We start from the raw sequence: 21,501 nt of genomic DNA, 5'->3' as shown, positions 1-21,501 counted from the left end.
CGGACAAGGTCTGGAAATAATTAGTCGCCAGGCTTGAGCGCCAGCAGGTTTGCGGTCAGTGGGTGAGTCGATGTGTCGCAGTTCTCACTCTGCTCTTTTGTGGAGCATTAATTCTCTTTCTCAATTGACAATCATTATCATTCAGCCTAATTTGTCGCTCGATGCGTAGGACGAGTCCGATCCCCCTGTCGTCCCACGACCCTATTTGCAGCAAGGTGATTTCCAATGACGGAACAAGTATCCACAAGCAGGTGCGATTCACCGCTACTTCAGGCCTTCGTCGACAACCGACTGATTCTGGTCAAGATTGCCGCCCGCATTACCGGTTGCCGATCACGCGCCGAAGACGTGGTACAGGATGCGTTCTTCCGGCTGCAATCGGCGCCGCAGATCACGTCGTCAATCAAGGCGCAGCTCAGCTACCTGTTCCAGATCGTGCGCAACCTGGCGATCGATCATTACCGCAAGCAGGCGCTGGAGCAGAAATATTCGGGCCCGGAAGAGGAAGGTCTGAACGTAGTGATCCAGGGCGCTTCGCCGGAAACCTCGCACATGAATTTCTCGACCCTGGAAAACATTGCCGATGCGTTGACGGAGCTGCCCAGCCGCACCCGTTACGCCTTCGAGATGTACCGCCTGCACGGCGTGCCGCAAAAAGACATCGCCAAGGAACTCGGCGTCTCGCCAACCCTGGTGAACTTCATGATTCGTGACGCGTTGGTGCATTGCCGCAAGGTGTCGGGCAATCGTGCGGATACGTTCGCGCGCCGTTAAAAGCTTCGCGGGCAAGCCTCGCTCCTACAGGGGAATGCGATTCCTTGTAGGAGCGAGGCTTGCCCGCGAAGACTGACTCAAGACCGCAACAGCCCTTGAGCCATACACCTCAAGCCAACGAACACCGATCAAAAAACCGCTCACGCCCCAGCATCATCAGCGCCGCGCGCTTGTGCGGGAAGTCGAACTCTTTTTCGCAGTGGAAACACTGATTGTGCATATGCCCGATCATCTTCGCATTATCGGCGCGAGGTTCGGCTACCACTCTTTGAGTACGTGGATCATCGAGAAACAGGTAATGCACCAGCGCCGATAGCCAGCTCGCCACTTTGTGCGGGCCGCGCTGATGTTCTTCGCCCACCAGCATATGAATGCCACGGTCGTAATCGCCGGCATCATAGAACGGCGCAATGCGATCTTCCTTGGCCCAGTAGGCTTCGAAATAGGCAAACGGCTGATCATCGAAGCAACCGATCAGCGTCAAGGTGTGCGGGTCGGCTTCAAGCTTGCTCAGGTATTCGCGATGCTTCTCGATACTGCCCTCCTCCTGCCAGAAACTCGCCACCCGCGGGCTGTTCTGCCAGCGGTTGAAACGTGCCAGGTCATGCTCGATTTCTACCGTGCGCAGGGAGACCCACGCACCGAGCCGCGCATCGAGGCGTCGATACACCTCACCACGGGGTTTCACCGCACGCAATGGATGGCGCTTGCCGCCACTGATGACCATTTGCTGCGGATAGCAGCCGTTGCGCGACTCACCCAGCCAAGGCTGGGGCAATTGCCAGAACAGCGTGCGTTCGCAGTGATACTGACCGGTGACTTCGGTCGCAATCAGCAACCCGCTGAGCAACGCTTCGGTAGGCACGTCATCGAGTTGCCAGGTCAGACGCTGACAAGCCGCGTCACGGACAAACAGCCAATAGCAGGCCGCCCAGAATGCCTGACCGTCAGGACGACCGAAGCGTTCCTCCAGCCGCAGGTGCAATTCCGGCTCACGGGTCAGCCGCAGTTCGATCAACGGCTGCCCTTGCAGGCTGAGACTCAGGCGGCTGGTGGTTTCATCGGCTACAAGACAGTTGCCTGACGGCAGGGCCAGGGTGGTCAGGTCATTCAGATTGGACATGGGAGGGGCTCACGGTAATCGTCGACAGTTCAACGATGTGACGTGAGCCGGAGCAGGAAATTTAAGCACAGTCGCCAAATACGCGACCTGAACCACGATTCAGGGTTTGCCCACCGGCACCAAGGCAATTTTGTAGGGATCGAAAATCTTCAGCATCTGCCCATTGTCTCGCAGGCCTTGCAGCAACTTGCCGAATGCTTCGCCAGTAATTGGCGCCTGCGGGCGGATCAGCGCGTAATGGTGATAGACCTGATCGATGCGTTGGGACACCAGCAACTGCTCGCCGATTTTCTCGTTACGCAGCAGATAATCGCTCAGGTAGGAACGTGTCACCAAGGCAATGTCCGCTCGTGCGCGCAGCACCATCAGCAAGTTGCTGTCATGGGAATAGGTCAACGTGGCCTTGTAGGTGTCGGCCAGATACTTGGGATCGGCATTGAAATTGGCAAACTCGTAGTGATAGCCGCTGTACAGCGCCAGGCGCTTGCCCGTCAGGTCCTTGAAGTAATTCTCATCACGATCGGGCTTCTTCTGCGCGACAAAGATTTCTGCATCTTCCAGGCCCATGTCGACGAGGGTATGCGGGATGTCCTTCCAGCCCCAATCCGGATTCTCGAAAATCGCCATGTCGACCCGGCCTTCCTTGAAGTCGTTGAAACGTCGAGGAATGGAGGTGGGCACCAGCTCAAACCGATAGTCGGTTTGCAACTGATTCAGCGCTTCCACCAGTTGCGGCAACAGACCGGTGTCGGCACCGGACTCCGGACGCACGGTATAGGGTGGAAAATGCGCGGCACCGACCCGCACCAACTGCGCGGCCTGAGACGGCAACACCCAGCACACAGCAAGCGCCGCCAGCAAAAGCCGCGACGCCGTTCGAATTGGCGAAGACATCAAAACAGCCCACTCCCCAAGAAAAATACCCATCAATGCATTCAAACTAGGCGGTTTCGCCGACTTAGCCAGTTTCTTGCCGAGATAGACGGCTTACTGCCGTTCTTCAAGCACCAGAATAAGCGCTTCATCGGCCAATTGATCGAGACTCATGCTGCCATCGGGACGAAACCAGGTGGTGGTCCAGGATAACGCGCCCGTCAGGAAACGGCGGGTGATGAACACGTCGCCGCGGATAAAACCGGCGTCCTTGGCTTCACCCAGCACCTGCAACCAGATCGCTTCATAAATATCACGCAGGGCCAGAACCTGCGCCTGACCTTCTGCCGACAGCGAACGCCACTCATACACCAATACCGCCATGGCCTCGCCGCTGCCGCCCATGATCGACTGCAATTCGCAACGAATCAGCGCCAGCACCCGCTCGCGCACACTGTCGGCCTCGGCCAGGGCCGCACGCATCAACGCGGTGTTGTAGCGAATGGTCTCTTCCATCACTGCCCGCAGGATCTCGTCCTTGCTTTTGAAGTGATGAAAAATGCTGCCTGACTGAATACCCACCGCACCAGCCAGATCACGCACGGTAGTGCGTTCATAACCTTTATTGCGAAACAGGTGAGCGGCCACTTGCAGCAGTTTGCCGCGAGCGCTGTCCGGGTCGGTCAATTGGCCGCTGTCGACCAATTCGCGCATCACCCTCAGGGCTTTTTGCTCGTCCACCCGTTCTCTCCTACAGTCGATCAATCAATTGCGCTGCTGCCCGCTAAAACAGCGGGGTTGCGCGGGCAATTTAAGCTGGCGGGGGCGACCAAGCAAGCGCTTGGGCAGAAGATATTTCAGCCGTTTACAAACCAAGCGCTTGCTTGGTAGTCTCGAAGCACTTCTGTCGGAGGTGGTTATGGAATTGGCTGCGCCCAAAACAATCCGCATCGGTTGCGCCAGCGCATTCTGGGGCGACACCTCGACCGCCGCCGAGCAACTGGTGGAAGGCGGGCGGCTGGACTATCTGGTGTTCGATTATCTGGCCGAAATCACGATGTCGATCATGGCCGGGGCGCGGATGAAAGATCCGGGGGCCGGCTACGCCAGCGACTTCATCGAAGTGCTCAGTCCTCTCCTCAACCAACTCGCGGAACAGAAGATCCGCGTCATCAGCAATGCCGGCGGCGTCAATCCACAGGCTTGCGCCGCGGCCCTGCAAGCGGCCTGCGACAAGGCCGGGGTGGCGCTGAAGATCGCCGTGCTGTCCGGTGACGATCTGCAACCGCAGTTCAAACGCCTGAGCAGCCTTGGCCTCCATGAGATGTTCAATGGCACGCCCCTGCCGCCGATGTGCGTGTCGACCAACGCCTATCTCGGCGCGCCCGGCATCGTCGAGGCCCTGCGCCTGGGTGCCGACATTGTGATTACCGGGCGCGTGGTCGACAGCGCCGTGGTCAGCGCCGCGCTGGTGCATGAGTTCGGCTGGTCGTGGCACGACTACGACAAACTCGCCCAGGCTGCATTGGCCGGGCACCTTATCGAATGTGGCGCCCAATGCACCGGCGGCAATTTCACCGATTGGCACGACGTGCCCGATTACGAACACATCGGTTTTCCGATCGTCGAAGTCAACGCCGACGGCCAGTTTATCGTCAGCAAACCCGACGGCTCCGGCGGTCTGGTCACGCCCCTGACGGTGGGCGAGCAGATGCTGTATGAAATCGGCGACCCACAGGCCTATTTGCTGCCGGACGTGGTATGCGATTTCAGTCAGGTCAAACTCGTGCAGCAAGGCAAAAACGCGGTTCAGGTGCATGGCGCAAAAGGCTTGCCGCCGACCGATCAGTACAAGGTCAGCGCCACGTATCCGGACGGTTTCCGCTGCACCGCCAGTTGCCTGATCGCCGGGATCGATGCCGTGGCCAAGGCCCGACGAGTCAGCCAGGCGATCATCAACAAGACCTCGGAAATCTTCAGCCAGCGCGGCTGGGCGCCCTACAGCGAAGTGAATATCGAGTTACTGGGCAGCGAAGCCACTTACGGCCCTCATGGCCAGCGCCAGGACAGCCGCGAAGTGGTGATAAAACTCGCCGTGCGCCACCCAAGCAAACAGGCGTTGATTCTGTTTTCCCGGGAAATCGCCCAGGCCGCCACCGGCATGGCGCCGGGGTTGACCGGGATCGTCGGCGGGCGGCCGACGGTGTACCCGCTGATCCGGCTGTTTTCGTTCCTGATCGACAAAACGGCCTGCACCCTGGAAATCAACCTCGCCGGTAAACGCCATCCGTGCGCCCTGCCCGCCCTCGATGTACTCGACCCGGATGACTTGCCGCTACCGTTCGATCCGCCGCAACCCACAGAACGCGCCGACGCCAGCGTGGCCCTGATCAAACTCGCCGTGGCACGCTCCGGCGACAAGGGCAATCACAGCAATATCGGCGTCATGGCCCGCCATCCCGACTACCTGCCGTGGATCGCCGAAGCGCTGACACCTGCGGTGATGGTCGACTGGATGAGCCATGTCCTCGACCCGATCCACGGGCGTGTCGAACGCTGGTATTTACCCGGCACTCAGAGCTTTAATTTTCTTCTGGAAAACGCACTCGGCGGCGGTGGCGTGGCCAGCCTGCGGATCGATCCGCAAGGCAAGGCGTTCGCCCAACAACTGCTGGAGATCCAGATTCCGGTGCCGCAGCGCATCGCCGATCAGGTCAACTAGAGGACCGTCGCCATGGCTTATGACTCGATTTACAAACCCGACCTGTTCGCTGGCCAAAATATAATTGTCACCGGTGGCGGCAGCGGCATCGGCCGTTGCACCGCCCACGAGCTCGCGGCCCTCGGCGCGCAGGTGCTGCTGGTGGGGCGAAATGTAGAGAAACTGAAAAAGGTCACCGCTGAAATCACCGAAGACGGGGGTAAAGCCAGTTGGCAGGTCTGCGATATCCGCGATGAAGACGCCGTCACGCAATTGGTCAGCGAACTGATCCGCAAACACGGGCCGATTCATGGGCTGGTCAACAATGCCGGCGGGCAGTACCCCTCGCCGCTGGCGTCGATCAATCAGAAAGGCTTCGAAACCATACTGCGCACCAACCTGGTGGGCGGTTTCCTGATGGCCCGTGAGGTGTTCAATCAGTCCATGAGCAAGCACGGCGGCGCCATCGTCAACATGCTCGCCGACATGTGGGGCGGCATGCCCGGCATGGGCCACTCGGGCGCGGCACGCTCGGGCATGGACAACTTCACCAAGACCGCCGCGTTTGAATGGGGCTATGCCGGCGTGCGGGTCAACGCCGTCGCGCCGGGCTGGGTCGCTTCCAGCGGCATGGACACCTACGAAGGTGCGTTCCGGGCCGTGATCCCGACCCTGTGCGAACACGTGCCGCTCAAACGTATCGGCACCGAATCGGAAGTCAGTGCGGCGATTGTTTTCCTGCTCAGCCCGGCCGCCGCTTTTGTCAGCGGCAGCACCTTGCGCATCGACGGCGCCGCCAGCCTCGGCGGACGGGCTTGGCCGATGCACAAGGCGCAGAACAGTCATTCGTACAACGGCTTTCACCGCGCCTATTTACCCGAGGTGCTCAGACCCGACGCGCTCAAACCAGACGTGTCCAAACCAGACATCCCCAAGCCAGACGAGCCCAAGGACAAGGAATAACCCATGCCGGTCATCCAGTCCCAGATAGACCCGTTCAGCGAACCGTTCGCCCGCAACCGCGCGGCTATGCTGGCCAGCATCGAGCAGGTCCGTCAGCTCGAGCAGAACCTGCTGAGCAAAGCCGCCGAAGCCAAACCCAGGTTCGACAAGCGCGGGCAACTGCTGCCCCGGGAGCGGCTCAACCTGCTGCTCGATCCCGGCGCGCCGTTCCTCGAACTGGCGAGCCTGGCCGGCTATAAGTTGCACGATGACAAGGACGGCAGCGCGGCTGGCGGCGGCTTGATCGCCGGAATCGGTTACGTGTCCGGCGTGCGGGTTTTGGTGGTGGCGAACAACAGCGCGATCAAGGGTGGAACCATTTCCCCCAGCGGTTTGAAAAAGTCCCTGCGCCTGCAACAGATCGCCATGGAAAACAAACTGCCGGTGATCACCCTCGCGGAGAGCGGGGGCGCCAACCTCAATTATGCGGCGGAGATTTTCGTCGAAGGCGCGCGCAGCTTTGCCAATCAGGCGCGAATGTCGGCCATGGGCTTGCCGCAAATCACCGTGGTCCATGGTTCAGCCACAGCGGGCGGCGCTTATCAGCCGGGGTTGTCGGATTACGTGGTGGTGGTGCGCGGCAAGGCCAAGCTATTTCTCGCAGGTCCCCCGCTGCTCAAGGCCGCCACCGGCGAAGTCGCTACCGATGAGGAACTGGGCGGCGCCGAGATGCATGCGCAAACCGCCGGTACCGCCGAATACCTGGCCGAGAACGATGCCGATGGGGTGCGCCAGGTGCGCGAAATCATGAGCCTGTTGCCGTGGAACGATCAGCTGCCATGGTTACCCGAACGTCAGTGGGAAGAACCGCTGTACCCCATCGACGAACTGCTGGGTCTGATCCCGGATGACCCGAAAAAACCCTACGACGTACGCGAAATCATCGCCCGGATTGCCGACGCTTCGAACTTCCTCGAATTCAAGGGCGAGTTCGACCAGCAAACGATCTGCGGGCATTTGCAGATTCAGGGTCGAGCCTGCGGCTTCATCGGCAACAACGGCCCGATCACGCCCAAAGGTGCGAGCAAGGCTGCACAGTTCATTCAGCTCTGCGACCAGAGCCAGACGCCCCTGCTGTTTTTTCACAACACCACCGGCTTCATGGTCGGCACCGAGTCGGAACAGCAAGGCGTGATCAAGCACGGCGCGAAAATGATTCAAGCGGTGGCCAATGCCCGGGTGCCTAAATTGACGATCGTGGTCGGCGGCTCCTACGGCGCCGGCAACTACGCGATGTGCGGCCGTGGCCTCGACCCGCGTTTCATCTTCGCCTGGCCCAACAGCCGCACCGCGGTGATGGGCGGCGCGCAGGCCGGCAAAGTGTTGCGGATCGTCACCGAAGCCAAACAGCTCAAGGACGGGTTGGTGCCCGATCCGAAAATGCTCGACATGCTGGAACAGGTCACCGCGCAGAAACTCGACAGCCAGTCCACCGCGCTGTATGGCAGCGCCAACCTGTGGGACGACGGGCTGATCGATCCGCGGGACACCCGCACGTTGCTCGGGTATTTGCTGGATATCTGCCATGAGGCCGAGGTTCGTTCACTACAGCCCAACAGTTTCGGCGTAGCCCGTTTTTGATGACGCAGAGCGTCTAAGGCTGCATTCCCACGCAGAGCGTGGGAACGATCACAGGAGAACAACAAAAAATGATCTTCACCCAGGAACACGAAGCACTGCGCCGCACCGTCCGCCAATTCGTCGAGCACGAGATCAATCCTCACGTCGAGGAGTGGGAAAAGGCCGGGCGCTTTCCGATCCATGAGATCTTCCGCAAGGCGGGCGACCTCGGTCTGCTGGGGATTTCCAAACCGGAAAAATTCGGCGGCATGGGACTCGATTACAGCTATTCGATTGTGGCTGCCGAAGAGTTCGGCACCATCCATTGCGGCGGCATCCCGATGTCCATCGGCGTGCAGACCGACATGTGCACCCCGGCCCTGGCGCGATTCGGCTCTGATGAACTGCGTGAAGAGTTCCTGCGACCGGCGATCACCGGCGAGCAGGTTGGCTGTATCGGCGTCTCCGAAGTCGGCGCCGGTTCCGATGTGGCAGGTTTGAAAACCACCGCCCGCAAGGATGGCGACGACTATGTAATCAACGGCAGCAAGATGTGGATCACCAACTCGCCGAGCGCCGACTTCATTTGCCTGCTGGCCAACACCTCGGACGACAAGCCGCACATCAATAAGTCGCTGATCATGGTGCCGATGAACAGCCCCGGGATCAGCCTCAGCTCGCATCTGGACAAGCTCGGCATGCGCAGCTCGGAAACCGCCCAAGTGTTTTTCGACAACGTGCGCGTGCCGCAACGCAACCGCATCGGCCACGAAGGCGCGGGATTCATGATGCAGATGCTGCAGTTCCAGGAAGAACGGCTGTTCGGCGCGGCGAACATGATCAAAGGCCTGGAGTACTGCGTCGACAGCACGATCGAGTACTGCAAGGAGCGCAAAACCTTCGGCAATGCGCTGATCGACAACCAGGTCATCCATTTCCGCCTGGCCGAATTGCAAACCGAAATCGAATGCCTGCGGGCGCTGGTCTACCAGGCCACCGAGCAATACATCAAAGGCCAGGACGTTACCCGTCTGGCATCCATGGCCAAACTCAAGGCCGGGCGACTCGGTCGGGAAGTCAGCGACAGTTGCCTGCAATATTGGGGCGGCATGGGCTTCATGTGGGACAACCCGGTGGCGCGGGCATACCGCGACGTGCGGCTGGTGTCGATCGGCGGCGGTGCCGACGAAATCATGCTGGGGATCATCTGCAAACTCATGGGCATCCTGCCGGGGAAAAAGAAATGAGCACCCTTCCCGTTTGTCAGACCCTGTTGCTCGAACGGCAAAACGGCGTTCTGCACATCACCCTCAATCGTCCCGACAGTCGTAACGCCATGAGCCTGCAAATGGTCGCCGAGCTGCGCACGGTGCTGGCGGCGGTGCGGGATGACCGGCAGGTTCGCGCGCTGGTGATTGGCGGTGCCGGTGGGCATTTTTGTGCCGGCGCCGACATCAAGGACATGACCAACGCCCGTGCTCAAGGCCAGACGGCTTACCGCGAATTGAATCGCGCGTTCGGCGCCTTGCTGGAAGAAGCTCAGCACGCGCCGCAAGTGGTCATCACCGTGCTGCAAGGCGCGGTGCTTGGCGGTGGTTTCGGTCTGGCCTGCGTCAGCGATATCGCCATAGCCGATCATCAGGCGCAATTCGGCCTGCCGGAAACCAGCCTCGGCTTGTTGCCGGCGCAGATCGCGCCGTTCGTGGTGCAGCGCATCGGTTTGACCCAGGCCCGCCGACTGGCCCTGACCGCCGCACGGTTCGATGGCAATCAGGCGCGGCGGATGGGACTGGTGCATTTTGTCGAGCATGACCCGCAAGCCTTGGCCGAGCGCCTCGATGAGGTGCTGGCCCATGTGTTGTGCTGCGCGCCGGGGGCGAATGCGGCGACCAAAAAGCTCTTGCTGGCGAGTGCGGTGCAACTCTCGGATGGCCTGCTGGATCAGGCGGCCGAGTGGTTCAGTGAAGCAGTGACCGGGGCTGAAGGGGTCGAGGGGACGATGGCTTTTGTGCAGAAGCGTAAACCGGGGTGGGCCACTTAAGAGCTTCGCGGGCAAGCCTCGCTCCTACAGGTTTTGTGTCGAGCCCAAATCACGCGGCAATCGTTGAACCTGTAGGAGCGAGGCTTGCCCGCGAAGAGGCCATCACTTTCACCGCACAACTTGAGAGAAGACTCCATGCCCGCCTTCAGCAAAATCCTGATCGCCAACCGCGGTGAAATCGCCTGCCGCATCCAGCGCACCGCGCAAGCGCTGGGCTACCGCACCGTCGCCGTGTTCAGCGATGCCGACGCCGATGCGTTGCATGTGCAGATGGCCGATGAAGCCGTGAACATCGGCCCGGCGCCGGTGCAGCAGTCTTATCTGAACATCCCGGCAATTATCGACGCCGCCCGGCGCACCGGTGCCGATGCGGTCCACCCCGGTTACGGCTTCCTCTCGGAAAACGCAGAATTCGCCCTCGCCTGCCAACACGCCGGCATCATCTTCATCGGCCCGAGCCCCGAGGCCATCGAATTGATGGGCAACAAACGTCTGTCGAAACTCGCCATGATCAAAGCGGGCGTGTCCTGCATCAAAGGCTATCAGGGCAGCGATCAGGACGACGCGACCCTGAATCGCGAAGCCGAACGCATCGGCTACCCATTGATGATCAAGGCCAGTGCCGGCGGTGGCGGTCGTGGGATGCGCTTGGTGCATGGCGCTGGAGCATTGCTGGAGCAACTCCGTACCGCGCGTTCCGAGGCGCTGCATGGGTTTGGCAGCGACGAACTGATCCTCGAGCAAGCTTTGATCGACCCGCGTCACGTCGAGGTTCAGGTGTTCGGCGATCAGCATGGCAACCTGATCTACCTCGGCGAGCGCGATTGTTCGATTCAGCGCCGCCACCAGAAAATCATCGAAGAAGCGCCCTGCCCGGTGATGACCGCCGAGCTGCGTCAGGCCATGGGCGAAGCGGCGCTCAAGGCGGGGCGCGCGGTGAATTATGTCGGCGCTGGCACTGTGGAGTTCCTGCTGGATGCGCGCGGGCAGTTCTATTTCCTGGAGATGAACACCCGGCTGCAAGTGGAACATCCGGTGACAGAGCTGATCACCGGCCTCGATCTGGTGGCCTGGCAGCTTCACGTCGCCGAAGGACTGCCGCTGCCGTTGCGACAGGAGCAGGTGCAGCTCAACGGGCATGCCATGGAGGTGCGCCTGTACGCCGAAGATCCAGCCCAGGGGTTTCTGCCGCAAACCGGGCGAATCGCAGCCTGGGAACCTGCGTTGCAGGGCAGCGTGCGGATCGACCATGGCCTGATCGAAGGCCAGTCTGTCAGCCCGTTCTATGATCCGATGCTGGGCAAGCTCATCGCCCACGGCGCCACCCGCGAAGAAGCCCGGCGCAAGTTGCTGCGGGCGGTACAAGACAGCGTACTGCTGGGCGTGCAAAGCAATCAGCGCTTGCTCGCCAGCCTGCTGCAACATCCGCAATTCATCAGCGGCGAGTTCAGCACCGGGTTCATCCCCACGTACTTTGTCGATCATCCCTGCCTACACCCCTATATACCGAGCGCCGAAGAACTGGCCATCACAGCGGCGCTGTTTTATCAGGCTTCGGCACAGGCTTATCGCGCCCCGCTGGCCGGTTGGCGTAACAATGCCAACGTGCCTTTGCACTACTTGATCGGCCTGGAGGATCAGGCTTGGCCGGTGGAATTGAACGCTGAACCTGGCAAACCCTACCGTGCTCAGATCGGTGCTCGCGCCCTCGAACTGAAGGTCATCGGGTGCGACGGACGCTGGGCTACCCTGGAAATCGACGGCATCCGCCAACGCCATGCCTATCACCTCGAAGCCGGGCAACTCTGGTTGTTCACGCGCCCCGGCAGCTTGCGGCTGGTCGATAAGACCCAGGCACTGGTCAGCGGCCAGGCCAGTGTCAGTTCCGGCACGCTCAAGGCGCCAATGGACGGGGCGATCGTCGATGTATTGGTCAGTGAGGGCAGCCAGGTCAGCAAAGGTCAGCTATTGGTGGTGCTCGAAGCGATGAAAATGGAGCATCCGCTCAAATCGGGTATCGACGGCGTGCTCAAACGCTTGCAGGTCAGGGTCGGCGATCAGGTCAAAAATCGTCAGATTTTGTTAGAGGTCGAATAAGCCGCTAGGCGGATCCGCCGGGTTTGGCTACGCTCAAGCCCATCAGGACGCGGATACCAGGAACCCTGCGATGCCTCACTGGTTGGTCATTGATCTGGAAGCCACCACCGATGAGGGTGGCTGGCCAGTAACAGAAATGGAAATCATCGAAATCGGTGCCACCCTCGTGGACCGCAAGGGCCAGGAACTGGATCACTTTCAGTGCTTCGTGCGCCCGTTGCGCCGGCCCTTGCTGACGCCGTTTTGCCGGGAACTGACCCACATCACCCAGGCCAATATCGATGCCGCACAGCCGCTCACCGATATTTGGCCATTGTTCGAACGCTGGCTCGGCCAACACCACGCGTGTCTGGAAGGCTGGGCCAGTTGGGGCGATTACGACCGAAAACAACTGCTTCAGGACTGGCAGCGCCTGCAACTTGACAGCGCCCTGAGCCGGGTGCCACACATGAACCTCAAGCAACGCTTCGCCAAGGCTTGTCGGCTCGAGCGCCCGCTGAACCTCAATGGAGCCTTGCAACTGGCGGGCCTGCAGTTCAACGGCCAGCAGCATCGGGCACTGGAAGACGCGCGCAATACTGCGCGTTTGTTACCGCTGATTTTCCCCGCTAATCCTTGAGTGCAGGAGGTGACGCCTATCGACACCTTGTGCATACTGGCCGGCCCTTTTTAGCCCTTTTCGAGGAACCGCCCATGTTTAAAGTCAACGAGTACTTCGACGGCACCGTCAAGTCGATCGCCTTTGGCACCGCTGAAGGTCCAGCGACCATCGGCGTCATGGCACCGGGCGAATACGAATTCGGTACCAGCCAGCGTGAAATCATGCACGTGGTGTCCGGCGCCCTGACCGTTAAACTGCCTGACAGCGACACTTGGGAAACCTTCGCCGCCGGCAGCCAGTTTAACGTGCCCGCCAACAGCAAGTTCCAGCTGAAAGTGGCCGTCGACACCGCTTACCTGTGCGAATACCGCGGCTAAAACCCCGGGTTCTAACAGCGACAAAAAAATGCCCGTGTCCTTGGACGCGGGCATTTTTTTATTTTGAAGGGCTTTTATTCGAGAATTGTCACGGGCATGCCGACTTCGAGCCGGCCATTGCCGTCGTTGACCAGGTTCTGTCCGAACATCGCGCCGTCGGCCTCGGTGCGGTATTTCTGCAAGGTGGCCAGTGGTTCACGATCTTCGCTGCGTACACCGGTCTGCGGGTCGATGGTGGTCAGAATGCAGCGTGAGCAGGACTTGACCACGCGGAACTCGACATCGCCAATTCGGATGCGCTTCCAGCTATCTTCGGCATACGCTTCACTGCCCTCGATCACCAGATTGGGCCGAAAACGCAACATCTCCAGCGGCCGCCCGACCTTGCTCGACAAGTCTTCCAGCGACGCCTGACCAATCAGCAACAACGGAAAGCCATCGGCAAAAGCCACCTGATCATCGTCCTTGCCGTAGCCGGCCTGGGTGGTCCGCGCGCAATTGAGTGGCACTTGCACCAGGCGCGTCGGCTTGCCGATGAACTCACTGACCCAGGCACCCGCCGCATCGCCGGCATCGGGGACGCGCAAAGTGTCGCGCCAGATGGTCACCCCACGCAGATCGGCATCGCCGTCAGGCACCGCAATGTCGATCGGTGAATGGTCCGGGGCACTGAGGGTCAAACCGCCGTCGGCATTCCACAACGCCGACAGCTGACTCATTTTCGCGACCGCGCGTTGGGTCAGGAAGCGCCCGCTGGCCTCGTCCACCAGCATCCAGCGTCGATCGCCGTCCAGTCCCAGCTTGTCCAGACTGACCTGATTGAGGGTCTCGCCCTTGCCGGATTTCAATGGAAAACGATAAAGCGCGCTCAGACGCATGGCTAGCTCCCTTGTCAGTAAAAACGCCACCCTATACGAGCTTGTTTGCCGAATCAAAGGCCCTGTGGTGAGGGGGCAAAAGTTAAGATGCAGAACCTGTGGGAGCGAGGCTTGCCCGCGAAGAGCGATGACGCGCAATACCTGAAAACCGCGGTGCATTCTTCGCGGGCAAGCCTCGCTCCTACAGGATTTTTGTCGCTCAACTCACTGGCATTGGGGCTTACCCCCTGCGCAGCGCGCCCAGATCGTTATCAAGCAGGTACTGCGTCGAGCATCAGGCGCTGGCGCACCACGTCGACGAGTTTGTCGGGCTGGAACTTGGAGAGGAAGTTGTCGCAGCCGACCTTCTTCACCATCGAGTCGTTGAAGCTGCCCGACAGCGAGGTGTGCAAGACCACATAAAGACTGCGCAAACGGGGGTCGTTACGGATTTCGGTGGTCAGGCGATAGCCGTCCATTTCCGGCATTTCCGCATCGGTGAAGATCATCAGCAGCTTGTCAGTCATGACTTCGCCCGTATCGGCCCAGGCCTTGAGCATGTTCAGCGCCTTCAAGCCATCGCTGGCGATGTGCATCTTCACGCCCAGTTGACCCAAGGTGTCGCGTAATTGCGACAGGGCTACGTTCGAGTCATCCACCAGCAGCACTTCACGGCCACGGGCGCGCTCCAGAACCGGATCGTCGAGTTTTTCGCGCGATACCTTGGCGTTGTACGGAACGATTTCGGCCAGGACTTTTTCGACGTCGATGATTTCCACCAACTGATCGTCGACCTTGCTGATGGCGGTCAGGTAATGCTGGCGACCGGCACTGGTCGGCGGCGGCAGAATGGCTTCCCAGTTCATGTTGACGATGCGGTCCACGCCACCGACCAGGAACGCCTGCACCGAGCGGTTGTATTCGGTGACGATAATGGTACTGGTTGGGCTTGGCACCAGCGGACGCATGCCGATGGCCTGGGACAGGTCGATCACCGGCAGCGTCTGGCCACGCAGGTTGACCACGCCGCAAACAAAGGGATGGCGCTGTGGCATCAGGGTCAGCTTCGGCAGTTGCAGCACTTCCTGGACCTTGAAGACGTTGATCGCGAACAATTGCCGTCCGGCCAGTCGGAACATGAGAATTTCCAGGCGATTCTCACCCACCAGTTGCGTGCGTTGGTCTACCGTGTCGAGAATGCCGGCCATCAATGACTCCTGGGCTTGTTCTGATGAATTCAATAAAAGAAGTTATCGGCTGTTTTTGCCGGACCTTGACCCTCAGACAAAATGCCACGATCAGACATTGATGTCACATTAACATCATGCTTTACTGGCGCCGTGATTTCATCTGCTTCATTCCCTGCGGCGCGACCTCGGTTTGCACGTTAGGTTCCCCTGTGTAAGGGATTCCCCTAGTAACAATCAGGCCCAACCTGATATTCGCAGTATCCAATAGCCATTAATGTGACGCCATTCTCATTGCATGAACGGAGTCAGGCTTTTGTGTGCGATCGCAGGTCAGTGGCCATCCACCCTCTCGAGTTCCCCAGCCGGCGCTCAAACCGGCCGGAGTGCGATCTCACGAAAGCTTGGCAGCGCCGGGACACGCATGGTTCTCGTCGGCACACACGACATTCCCTCATCTGACATGACGTTGTGGAGATAAGCATGCCGAACGACACCAAAGAGTGGGCTCAACGATTTCCAGAGTTTCTCGTCGAGGCTGAAACACTCTTGGCCAAATCCGAGGAATGTCTGAGTCATTTGCAACTGATCAGCAATGATAAGGACGCTATCGATTGCATGCTCAGCACCCTTCTCAAGCTGTCCAGCAAGGCTGATGCTCTGGCATTGGCGGCGGTCTCGGAATTCTCGCTGCATATTCATGGATTGCTGAGCCACGCGCAGAACCACATGGACCTGCATGATCAAGCCTTGGACGCGCTCAAGGACTGCTTCACATTAATGGCCTGGCAACTTGAACTCATCGATCAGACTACCGGCCAACTCGGTCTCGATGACAGTGAACAGACCTCGCTGATTGAAGCGTTTGCGTTCCAGGTGGGGCAAAGTCAGTTTCAGCCGCCCAGCCACTCCAGACCGCTCAGGTTGGTTTCGTTCTCGGAACGGCAAGCTTAAAAACAATCAGCCCTACCATGCTGCGTTTTTCTATTACTGACGCCCCCCTATAACTTGATGCGTTCATGTCGCACTTCAGATAGTGCCTGGCAATAAAAGCCAAATGCCTGGTGATCGATATCTTCCGACGATAACAATCAAAAGTTTTTCCATTGTGGAACCCTCGTCCAGAAACAATGTTTTGACTCTATAGAACTATATACCGTACGCGACCAACGGTATGTTAAGTGGTAGTATGCCGACCATTAGTTGACGCCAATTAATGGCACAGTGACGGTATTTCCAGCACTGAACCACAGCCATGAAGGCGACTTCACAACAAATTTCCACACAGAGACCCGTCAGCCTTATGGCCGGTCTGCCCGCAGCGAACATCCATTGGCTCCATCCGCTATGTACGCCAGCCTCAAGTCAATTACCCTGTGGCCAGCTTCTCGAAAAAACGCGCGCCGGTTCACGCTTTTACTGTGCCTCTGCTCGGCGCTTGGCAGCCTGCTGGTCTACAGCTTGTCGATGCCTCTGCCGTTGAGTCTGCTGGTGCTCAATAGTGCAGCGCTGACCTGTGTCTGGGTGGGGCATTGCCTCTCGCGCAAATCGATAAAGTTTCAACCTCAAGAACTGGCTGACCGACTGCTGCAAGTGCAGGAAAACGAACGCCATCGGCTCAGTCGGGAATTGCATGATGACATCGGTCAATTGCTGACCGCCGCAAAACTTCAAAGTGAATGGCTCAAACGTCGATTGCCCGAAGAACTACAGGGTCAGTGTTCGGTACTTTGCGATACGCTGGATGAAACGCTGACCAAGGTTCGTGACGTCTCGGCCATTCTCAATCCGCGGCAACTGGCCAGTCTCGGGCTGGAAGCCAGCTTGCGTGCGCATTTACTCAGGACCCTGGCCAATACCTCCGTGCACTGGAGCCTGGAATGCCATCAACGCTTGACGGGCATACCGGAAGAAATGGCGGTGGCGGCTTTTCGAATCACTCAAGAAGCGATTACCAATATACTGCGTCATGCCGAGGCCAGAAATCTGTTGGTTCGCCTGCAACGCCTGCCCCAGGGCCTGACGCTGTTGATCAGCGACGATGGCCTGGGTTTCACACCAGCGGCAGATCCTGCTCGCGAGGGGCAACGCGGAATGGCCGGGATGTCGGAACGGATCGATCAGTTAGGTGGCACACTGACCGTGACCAGCGAGCCGGGCAAAGGCACTCAAATCGAAGCACTCTTCCCCTGGGCGCCGCGTGCGCTAGAACGGGCCAGTACGAATAAGGTTATGCATTGACTTGTAACTTACTTCTGGTGGACGACCACTCGCTTATCAGGGCTGGCCTGCGCGCTCTGGTGCTGGATATTCCCGGTTACGCGGTAATCGGGGAGGCCAATGACGGCTCGCTGTTGGTCGAGATGGTCGAACAGCTGTCCCCGGACATCATTCTGCTGGATATTTCCATGAAGGAAACCGGTGGCCTTGAAGCCTTGCAGCGACTCAAGCGCGTACGCCCCCAGTGCAAAGTACTTATCCTGTCGATGCACACTGACCCGGCGCTTATCATGCAAGCACTGGAGTCAGGGGCGCATGGCTACCTGCTCAAGGACACCACGGCCACCGAACTCGAACATGCCCTGGATGCCTTGCGCAATAACGAACGCTATCTGAGCCCGGCCATTGCCCATACCGTCATCAATCAGGCACTGACCCGCCCCCAGAAAAATCAGGTGCAAGCCCAGGACTCGCACAACCTGACGGCACGTCAGCTGGAAATCCTGCGATTGATTGTTCGTGGCAAATCCACCCGGGAAATCGCCAATGGCCTGGCTCTGAGCATCAAGACTGTCGAAACCCACCGCTCGCAGATCATGAAACGCTTGCAGATCTACGATGTGGCCGGCCTGGTGCTGTTCGCCGTGCGCGAGCACATCATCAGTCTGGACGATTAGCTGGATTCAAGACGCTCAGCAGCGGCGAATCCTCGGGCAAATGCACACGCAATGCCGCCGGGCGCGCCGAGAAACGCAGACTGTCGCCTTCCAGAGGCTCACCATCAAGGTTGATATAAAGGCCCTCCGAAACTTTGATCTCGACCCATGGCAAGCGAGCGCGCACAAACATGTTGTCGATTCCGAAGCCATCGGTCAGCAGGTCTTTCAAGGTGCCAACCAACTCCTGTGGCGCGGGCAAAATGCTGATATCCAGCAGACCATCGTCAGCCAGCGCCTGCGGGCACAACACATGACCACCGCCAGCTTGTCGGCCATTGCCAATGCCCAATGCCAACAATTCGCCGCGCCAGTGAAAATCCGGGCCCTGCAACTCGCCATAGGCTGCATGCAACTCACTGAAGCGCGATAAACCCGTGAAGAGATAAGCGGCGCCTCCGAGAATTTTTTTCAGATCCTCGGAGGTGTTGGCCGTGACCTGACTGCCAAAGCCGCCCGTGGCCATGTTCAGGAAAACCTGCCCGCCGACTTCGCCCAGATCAATGGCTCGCGGGGCAACCTCCAGAAGGTCCAACGCCTGAGCGGGCTCCAGAGGCACACCGGCGGCGCGAGCAAAATCGTTGGCGGTGCCCAAGGGCAAAAGCACCAGGCTTGCCTGCGTCGAATGCGCCGCCATGGCTTCGGCAATATCACGCAAGGTGCCATCACCGCCGCCGGCAATCAGCTGCGTATAACCTGCCGTCAGCGCTTCCTCCACCAACCGCTGCGCATCACCGGCCTCCCAGGTCAGTCGAACAGCCAGTTTCCAGCCCTGCTGGCGCTTGCCTTCGACGGCTGCACGGACCTCCTCATTAAGTGCCTGCTTGCCATGCAGAATCAACAGCACCTTGCGCTCGCTCATTTTTGCCACTCCCCTATCCGCAATTCCATAGGATATGTTGACCTCGTACCCCCTGATAAAAGTCGACAGAATTTCAATTATTTCCAAGGGAAGGAAACGTGAGTCCTACAGAGCGGTATTTTTTCTTACAAAACATGAGGAATCGGCTCAATTGACCCACCCGAACAATTGGTACACCGTTGGTTTTCGGTTATCCGTTATCACCCGTTAAATTTACACAGGGACGTGAGAACAATGAATGGAATCCCCTTAAGGGCCTCAAAAGGCGCAAGCAACAACGGCATCGATCACTCGAATGGTCTTAACGCAAGGAGCCAGTTACTCCATGCAAAGCCATGACCTGAGACTACCGGTAACCCCGGTCGCGCCGTTCGCAGACAATCGCGCCAATCATCAGGCTGAACTCAAAAACAGCGCAAAGCCCGCCGGAGAAGTTGATATGGAACCTCGCGTCATTGAACTGGAAACACACCTCAAATACATCCGAAGAGACATGGATGAAGTCCGGGGTGATGTCAAATCCATCAAACACAGGCTTGCCTATTCAGCGGGCGGAACAGCCGTGATCCTGGGACTTCTGGCCTGGATCGCCAACAGCCGCTTCGACCAGGTGGTGACACTTCTGGCACATTGACGAATGGTCATGCACGCAAGCCCAATGCGATCAACCGGGCTTGCGTGGCAAAACCAGTGCCTGTTCAGCTCAAGACTTCACTCAGCGGGATGAAGCTCACCCAATCACCCTCGATCAGCGTACGGTCCTCCAGCACTTCGACCAAACCGTCAGCCCAGGCGGCACTGCGCAGTACGCCAGAGCTCTGATTTCTGTAGATGATTGCCCTGCCGTTCTCCAGACGTCCGCGCAAGTACTCACGTCGGTTACCAGCCTTTGGCCAGACAAACCCTGCCGGCACCTGAAACTTCAGGGGCTCAACTTCTTTTACGCCTTGGCGGCGCAAAAGGTAAGGCCTTGCCAACAGAGCAAAAGTCACCAGGGTCGATGCCGGATTGCCGGGTAAACCAATCACAGGCACGCCGCGAAAATGCCCGAACGTCAGCGGCTTGCCTGGTTTGATGGCAAGCTTCCACAGGGTTAATTCGCCCTCCTCCCGCAAGGCAATGCCCAGAAAGTCGGCTTCTCCCACCGATACGCCACCGGTCGAGAGAATCAGGTCGACATCCTTCAACTCACCGAGGCGGGCACGAGTGGTCGCTAAATCATCGGGAAGAATGCCAGCATCGATCACCTCACAACCCAATCGCTGCAACCAGCTGCAGAGCAATACTCGATTGCTGTTGTAGATCTGCCCCGGCCCAAGAGCCTGGCCAGGCTCAATCAACTCATCACCGGTAGACAAGACCGCAACACGAGCCTTGCGAACCACGTCCAGCTCAGCGCATCCCAGCGATGCCGCCAGCCCCTGCTCGATAGCCCCCAGACGCGTTCCGGCGGGCAAAATCAGCTCACCAACGGTAGCTTCCTGACCTTGTGGACGGATGTTCTGTCCTGGGGTCATGGTCTCGGTGAAACGTACCCGCTCATCCGCCTGAACCTCGGCATTCTCTTGCATCTCGACACAGTCGGCGCCTGCGGGCACCGGCGCGCCGGTGAAGATTCGCGCACAGGTACCTGGCTTCAAAGGCTCCGGGGCCTGGCCTGCAAAAATCTTCTGACTGACCACCAACGGCTCTCCCGTCCAGTCGGCCAGGCGCAAGGCATAACCGTCCATGGCACTATTGGGCCAGGGCGGCAAATCAAGTGTCGAGACCAGATCAGCGGCCAGTACACGCCCCTGAACCTGCGCCAACGGCAAGCGTTCGTGCTCGCGAATCTTCGAGGCGTCGGCCATTTCCAGTAAGCGCGCCAGTGCCACCTCGACAGCCATCAGACTGCCAGTCTTGCCTGGTTTACCCGCGGGTTTCACAGGGTGCCGCCTGTTTCAGATGGGCCACGAAATTGCACGGACGGTGACGCGAATCCAGTTGCTCGGCGAGAATGCCGTCCCAACCGGTGCGCACCGCATTGGTCGAGCCCGGCAAGCAGCACACCAGCGTGCCATTGGCCAGACCGGCCAAGGCCCGGGACTGAACCGTCGAGGTGCCGATATCCGCTACCGATATCTGCCGGAACAATTCACCAAAGCCATCGACCTGTTTATCCAGCAGGCAACTCACGGCTTCGGGTGTGCTGTCGCGACCGGTGAACCCGGTACCGCCGGTGATCAGCACCACCTGCACGACCTCGTCGGCAATCCAGTTGGCGACTTGCGCGCGAATTTTGTAGAGGTCATCTTTAAGCAATACACGGGCCGCCAGGTTATGACCGGCAGCGCTCAAACGGTCGACGAAGACCTGGCCTGAGGTATCGGTTTCCAGGGTCCGGGTGTCGCTGACAGTCAGCACCGCGATGTTGAGCGGTGCGAAAGGTACATCAGCCTTGGCTTTCATAGGCTCGTCCAGTTGTAGGAGAAACAGCCCGGTGTTATATCACAGCGCCTCATTTTTTCGCC

21 protein-coding genes are annotated in these 21,501 nt (G+C 59.1%); 13 read left to right on the top strand and 8 right to left on the bottom strand.

Going from position 1 to position 21,501, the window contains the following annotated elements:
- Nucleotides 1-225 precede the first annotated feature (225 nt).
- Nucleotides 226-774, top strand: a complete 549-nt coding sequence (locus NHU87_RS23125; protein ID WP_007894994.1) for an RNA polymerase factor sigma-70 — start codon at nt 226-228, stop codon at nt 772-774.
- A gap of 109 nt (nt 775-883) precedes the next feature.
- Here NHU87_RS23125 and NHU87_RS23120 read toward each other — a convergent pair whose 3' ends face one another.
- The 3 genes from NHU87_RS23120 to NHU87_RS23110 form a co-directional block, all read right to left on the bottom strand.
- A complete protein-coding gene (locus NHU87_RS23120) occupies nt 884-1,897 on the bottom strand; it encodes a GNAT family N-acetyltransferase (protein ID WP_253552745.1) in 1,014 nt (337 codons plus the stop codon).
- A gap of 99 nt (nt 1,898-1,996) precedes the next feature.
- On the bottom strand, nt 1,997-2,791 hold the full coding sequence (locus NHU87_RS23115) for a substrate-binding periplasmic protein (RefSeq protein ID WP_253552744.1): 795 nt from the start codon (nt 2,789-2,791) through the stop codon (nt 1,997-1,999).
- A gap of 93 nt (nt 2,792-2,884) precedes the next feature.
- Nucleotides 2,885-3,511: a TetR/AcrR family transcriptional regulator gene (locus NHU87_RS23110; RefSeq protein WP_253552743.1), complete on the bottom strand. Its 627-nt coding sequence runs from the start codon at nt 3,509-3,511 to the stop codon at nt 2,885-2,887.
- Nucleotides 3,512-3,689: 178 nt separating this feature from the next.
- On the opposite strand from NHU87_RS23110, the gene NHU87_RS23105 reads away from it, so the two are divergent.
- The 8 genes from NHU87_RS23105 to NHU87_RS23070 all read left to right on the top strand — a co-directional run bounded on the left by NHU87_RS23105 (nt 3,690) and on the right by NHU87_RS23070 (nt 13,149).
- Nucleotides 3,690-5,492, top strand: coding sequence for an acyclic terpene utilization AtuA family protein (locus tag NHU87_RS23105; protein ID WP_253552741.1), 1,803 nt, complete (start codon nt 3,690-3,692; stop codon nt 5,490-5,492).
- A 12-nt stretch (nt 5,493-5,504) separates the two neighbouring features.
- On the top strand, nt 5,505-6,434 hold the full coding sequence (locus NHU87_RS23100) for an SDR family oxidoreductase (RefSeq protein ID WP_253552738.1): 930 nt from the start codon (nt 5,505-5,507) through the stop codon (nt 6,432-6,434).
- 3 nt (nt 6,435-6,437) lie between these two features.
- Nucleotides 6,438-8,054, top strand: a complete 1,617-nt coding sequence (atuC, locus tag NHU87_RS23095; protein ID WP_253552736.1) for a geranyl-CoA carboxylase subunit beta — start codon at nt 6,438-6,440, stop codon at nt 8,052-8,054.
- A gap of 68 nt (nt 8,055-8,122) precedes the next feature.
- A complete protein-coding gene (gene atuD / locus NHU87_RS23090) occupies nt 8,123-9,280 on the top strand; it encodes a citronellyl-CoA dehydrogenase (RefSeq protein ID WP_253552734.1) in 1,158 nt (385 codons plus the stop codon).
- Nucleotides 9,277-10,074 (top strand): enoyl-CoA hydratase/isomerase family protein, encoded by a 798-nt coding sequence (locus NHU87_RS23085; RefSeq protein WP_253552732.1) that lies wholly within the window; start codon nt 9,277-9,279, stop codon nt 10,072-10,074. Before atuD ends, NHU87_RS23085 begins: the two co-directional genes overlap by 4 nt.
- Nucleotides 10,075-10,209: 135 nt before the next feature.
- The gene (locus NHU87_RS23080) at nt 10,210-12,171 is read left to right on the top strand and encodes an acetyl/propionyl/methylcrotonyl-CoA carboxylase subunit alpha (RefSeq protein WP_253552730.1); all 1,962 of its coding nucleotides are present in this window, start codon (nt 10,210-10,212) and stop codon (nt 12,169-12,171) included.
- A gap of 70 nt (nt 12,172-12,241) precedes the next feature.
- A complete protein-coding gene (locus NHU87_RS23075; protein WP_253552729.1) occupies nt 12,242-12,790 on the top strand; it encodes an exonuclease domain-containing protein in 549 nt (182 codons plus the stop codon).
- Nucleotides 12,791-12,864: 74 nt separating this feature from the next.
- The gene (locus NHU87_RS23070; protein WP_007895072.1) at nt 12,865-13,149 is read left to right on the top strand and encodes a pyrimidine/purine nucleoside phosphorylase; all 285 of its coding nucleotides are present in this window, start codon (nt 12,865-12,867) and stop codon (nt 13,147-13,149) included.
- A 74-nt stretch (nt 13,150-13,223) separates the two neighbouring features.
- On the opposite strand, the gene NHU87_RS23065 is transcribed toward NHU87_RS23070, so the two are convergent.
- Nucleotides 13,224-14,027 carry an MOSC domain-containing protein gene (locus NHU87_RS23065; RefSeq protein ID WP_253552728.1) on the bottom strand — a complete coding sequence of 268 codons (804 nt, stop codon included), beginning with the start codon at nt 14,025-14,027 and terminating at the stop codon, nt 13,224-13,226.
- 251 nt (nt 14,028-14,278) lie between these two features.
- Nucleotides 14,279-15,214, bottom strand: a complete 936-nt coding sequence (locus NHU87_RS23060; RefSeq protein ID WP_008009352.1) for a chemotaxis protein CheV — start codon at nt 15,212-15,214, stop codon at nt 14,279-14,281.
- A gap of 462 nt (nt 15,215-15,676) precedes the next feature.
- Between NHU87_RS23060 and NHU87_RS23055 the strand changes: the two genes are divergently transcribed.
- The 3 genes from NHU87_RS23055 to NHU87_RS23045 all read left to right on the top strand — a co-directional run bounded on the left by NHU87_RS23055 (nt 15,677) and on the right by NHU87_RS23045 (nt 18,090).
- On the top strand, nt 15,677-16,147 hold the full coding sequence (locus NHU87_RS23055; RefSeq protein ID WP_253552727.1) for a hypothetical protein: 471 nt from the start codon (nt 15,677-15,679) through the stop codon (nt 16,145-16,147).
- 393 nt (nt 16,148-16,540) lie between these two features.
- Complete coding sequence (locus tag NHU87_RS23050) at nt 16,541-17,434, top strand: sensor histidine kinase (RefSeq protein ID WP_253552775.1); 894 nt, start codon at nt 16,541-16,543, stop codon at nt 17,432-17,434.
- A complete protein-coding gene (locus tag NHU87_RS23045; RefSeq protein WP_253552726.1) occupies nt 17,431-18,090 on the top strand; it encodes a response regulator in 660 nt (219 codons plus the stop codon). The genes NHU87_RS23050 and NHU87_RS23045 overlap by 4 nt, the downstream gene beginning before the upstream one ends.
- Here the strand turns inward: NHU87_RS23045 and yegS are convergent.
- A complete protein-coding gene (yegS, locus tag NHU87_RS23040; protein WP_253552725.1) occupies nt 18,074-18,991 on the bottom strand; it encodes a lipid kinase YegS in 918 nt (305 codons plus the stop codon). The two genes, NHU87_RS23045 and yegS, sit on opposite strands and share 17 nt — an antisense overlap.
- 325 nt (nt 18,992-19,316) lie before the next feature.
- Between yegS and NHU87_RS23035 the strand changes: the two genes are divergently transcribed.
- Nucleotides 19,317-19,625: a hypothetical protein gene (locus tag NHU87_RS23035; RefSeq protein WP_253552723.1), complete on the top strand. Its 309-nt coding sequence runs from the start codon at nt 19,317-19,319 to the stop codon at nt 19,623-19,625.
- Between the two features lie 64 nt (nt 19,626-19,689).
- Here NHU87_RS23035 and NHU87_RS23030 read toward each other — a convergent pair whose 3' ends face one another.
- Nucleotides 19,690-20,916: a molybdopterin molybdotransferase MoeA gene (locus tag NHU87_RS23030; protein WP_253552721.1), complete on the bottom strand. Its 1,227-nt coding sequence runs from the start codon at nt 20,914-20,916 to the stop codon at nt 19,690-19,692.
- Nucleotides 20,900-21,439 (bottom strand): molybdenum cofactor biosynthesis protein B, encoded by a 540-nt coding sequence (gene moaB / locus NHU87_RS23025; protein ID WP_008075630.1) that lies wholly within the window; start codon nt 21,437-21,439, stop codon nt 20,900-20,902. Before moaB ends, NHU87_RS23030 begins: the two co-directional genes overlap by 17 nt.
- Nucleotides 21,440-21,501: the final 62 nt, after the last annotated feature.

Source organism: Pseudomonas mandelii (genome assembly GCF_024138395.1).
Classification (GTDB): domain Bacteria; phylum Pseudomonadota; class Gammaproteobacteria; order Pseudomonadales; family Pseudomonadaceae; genus Aquipseudomonas; species Aquipseudomonas mandelii_E.
This window is presented reverse-complemented; position numbering and strand designations above follow the sequence as displayed.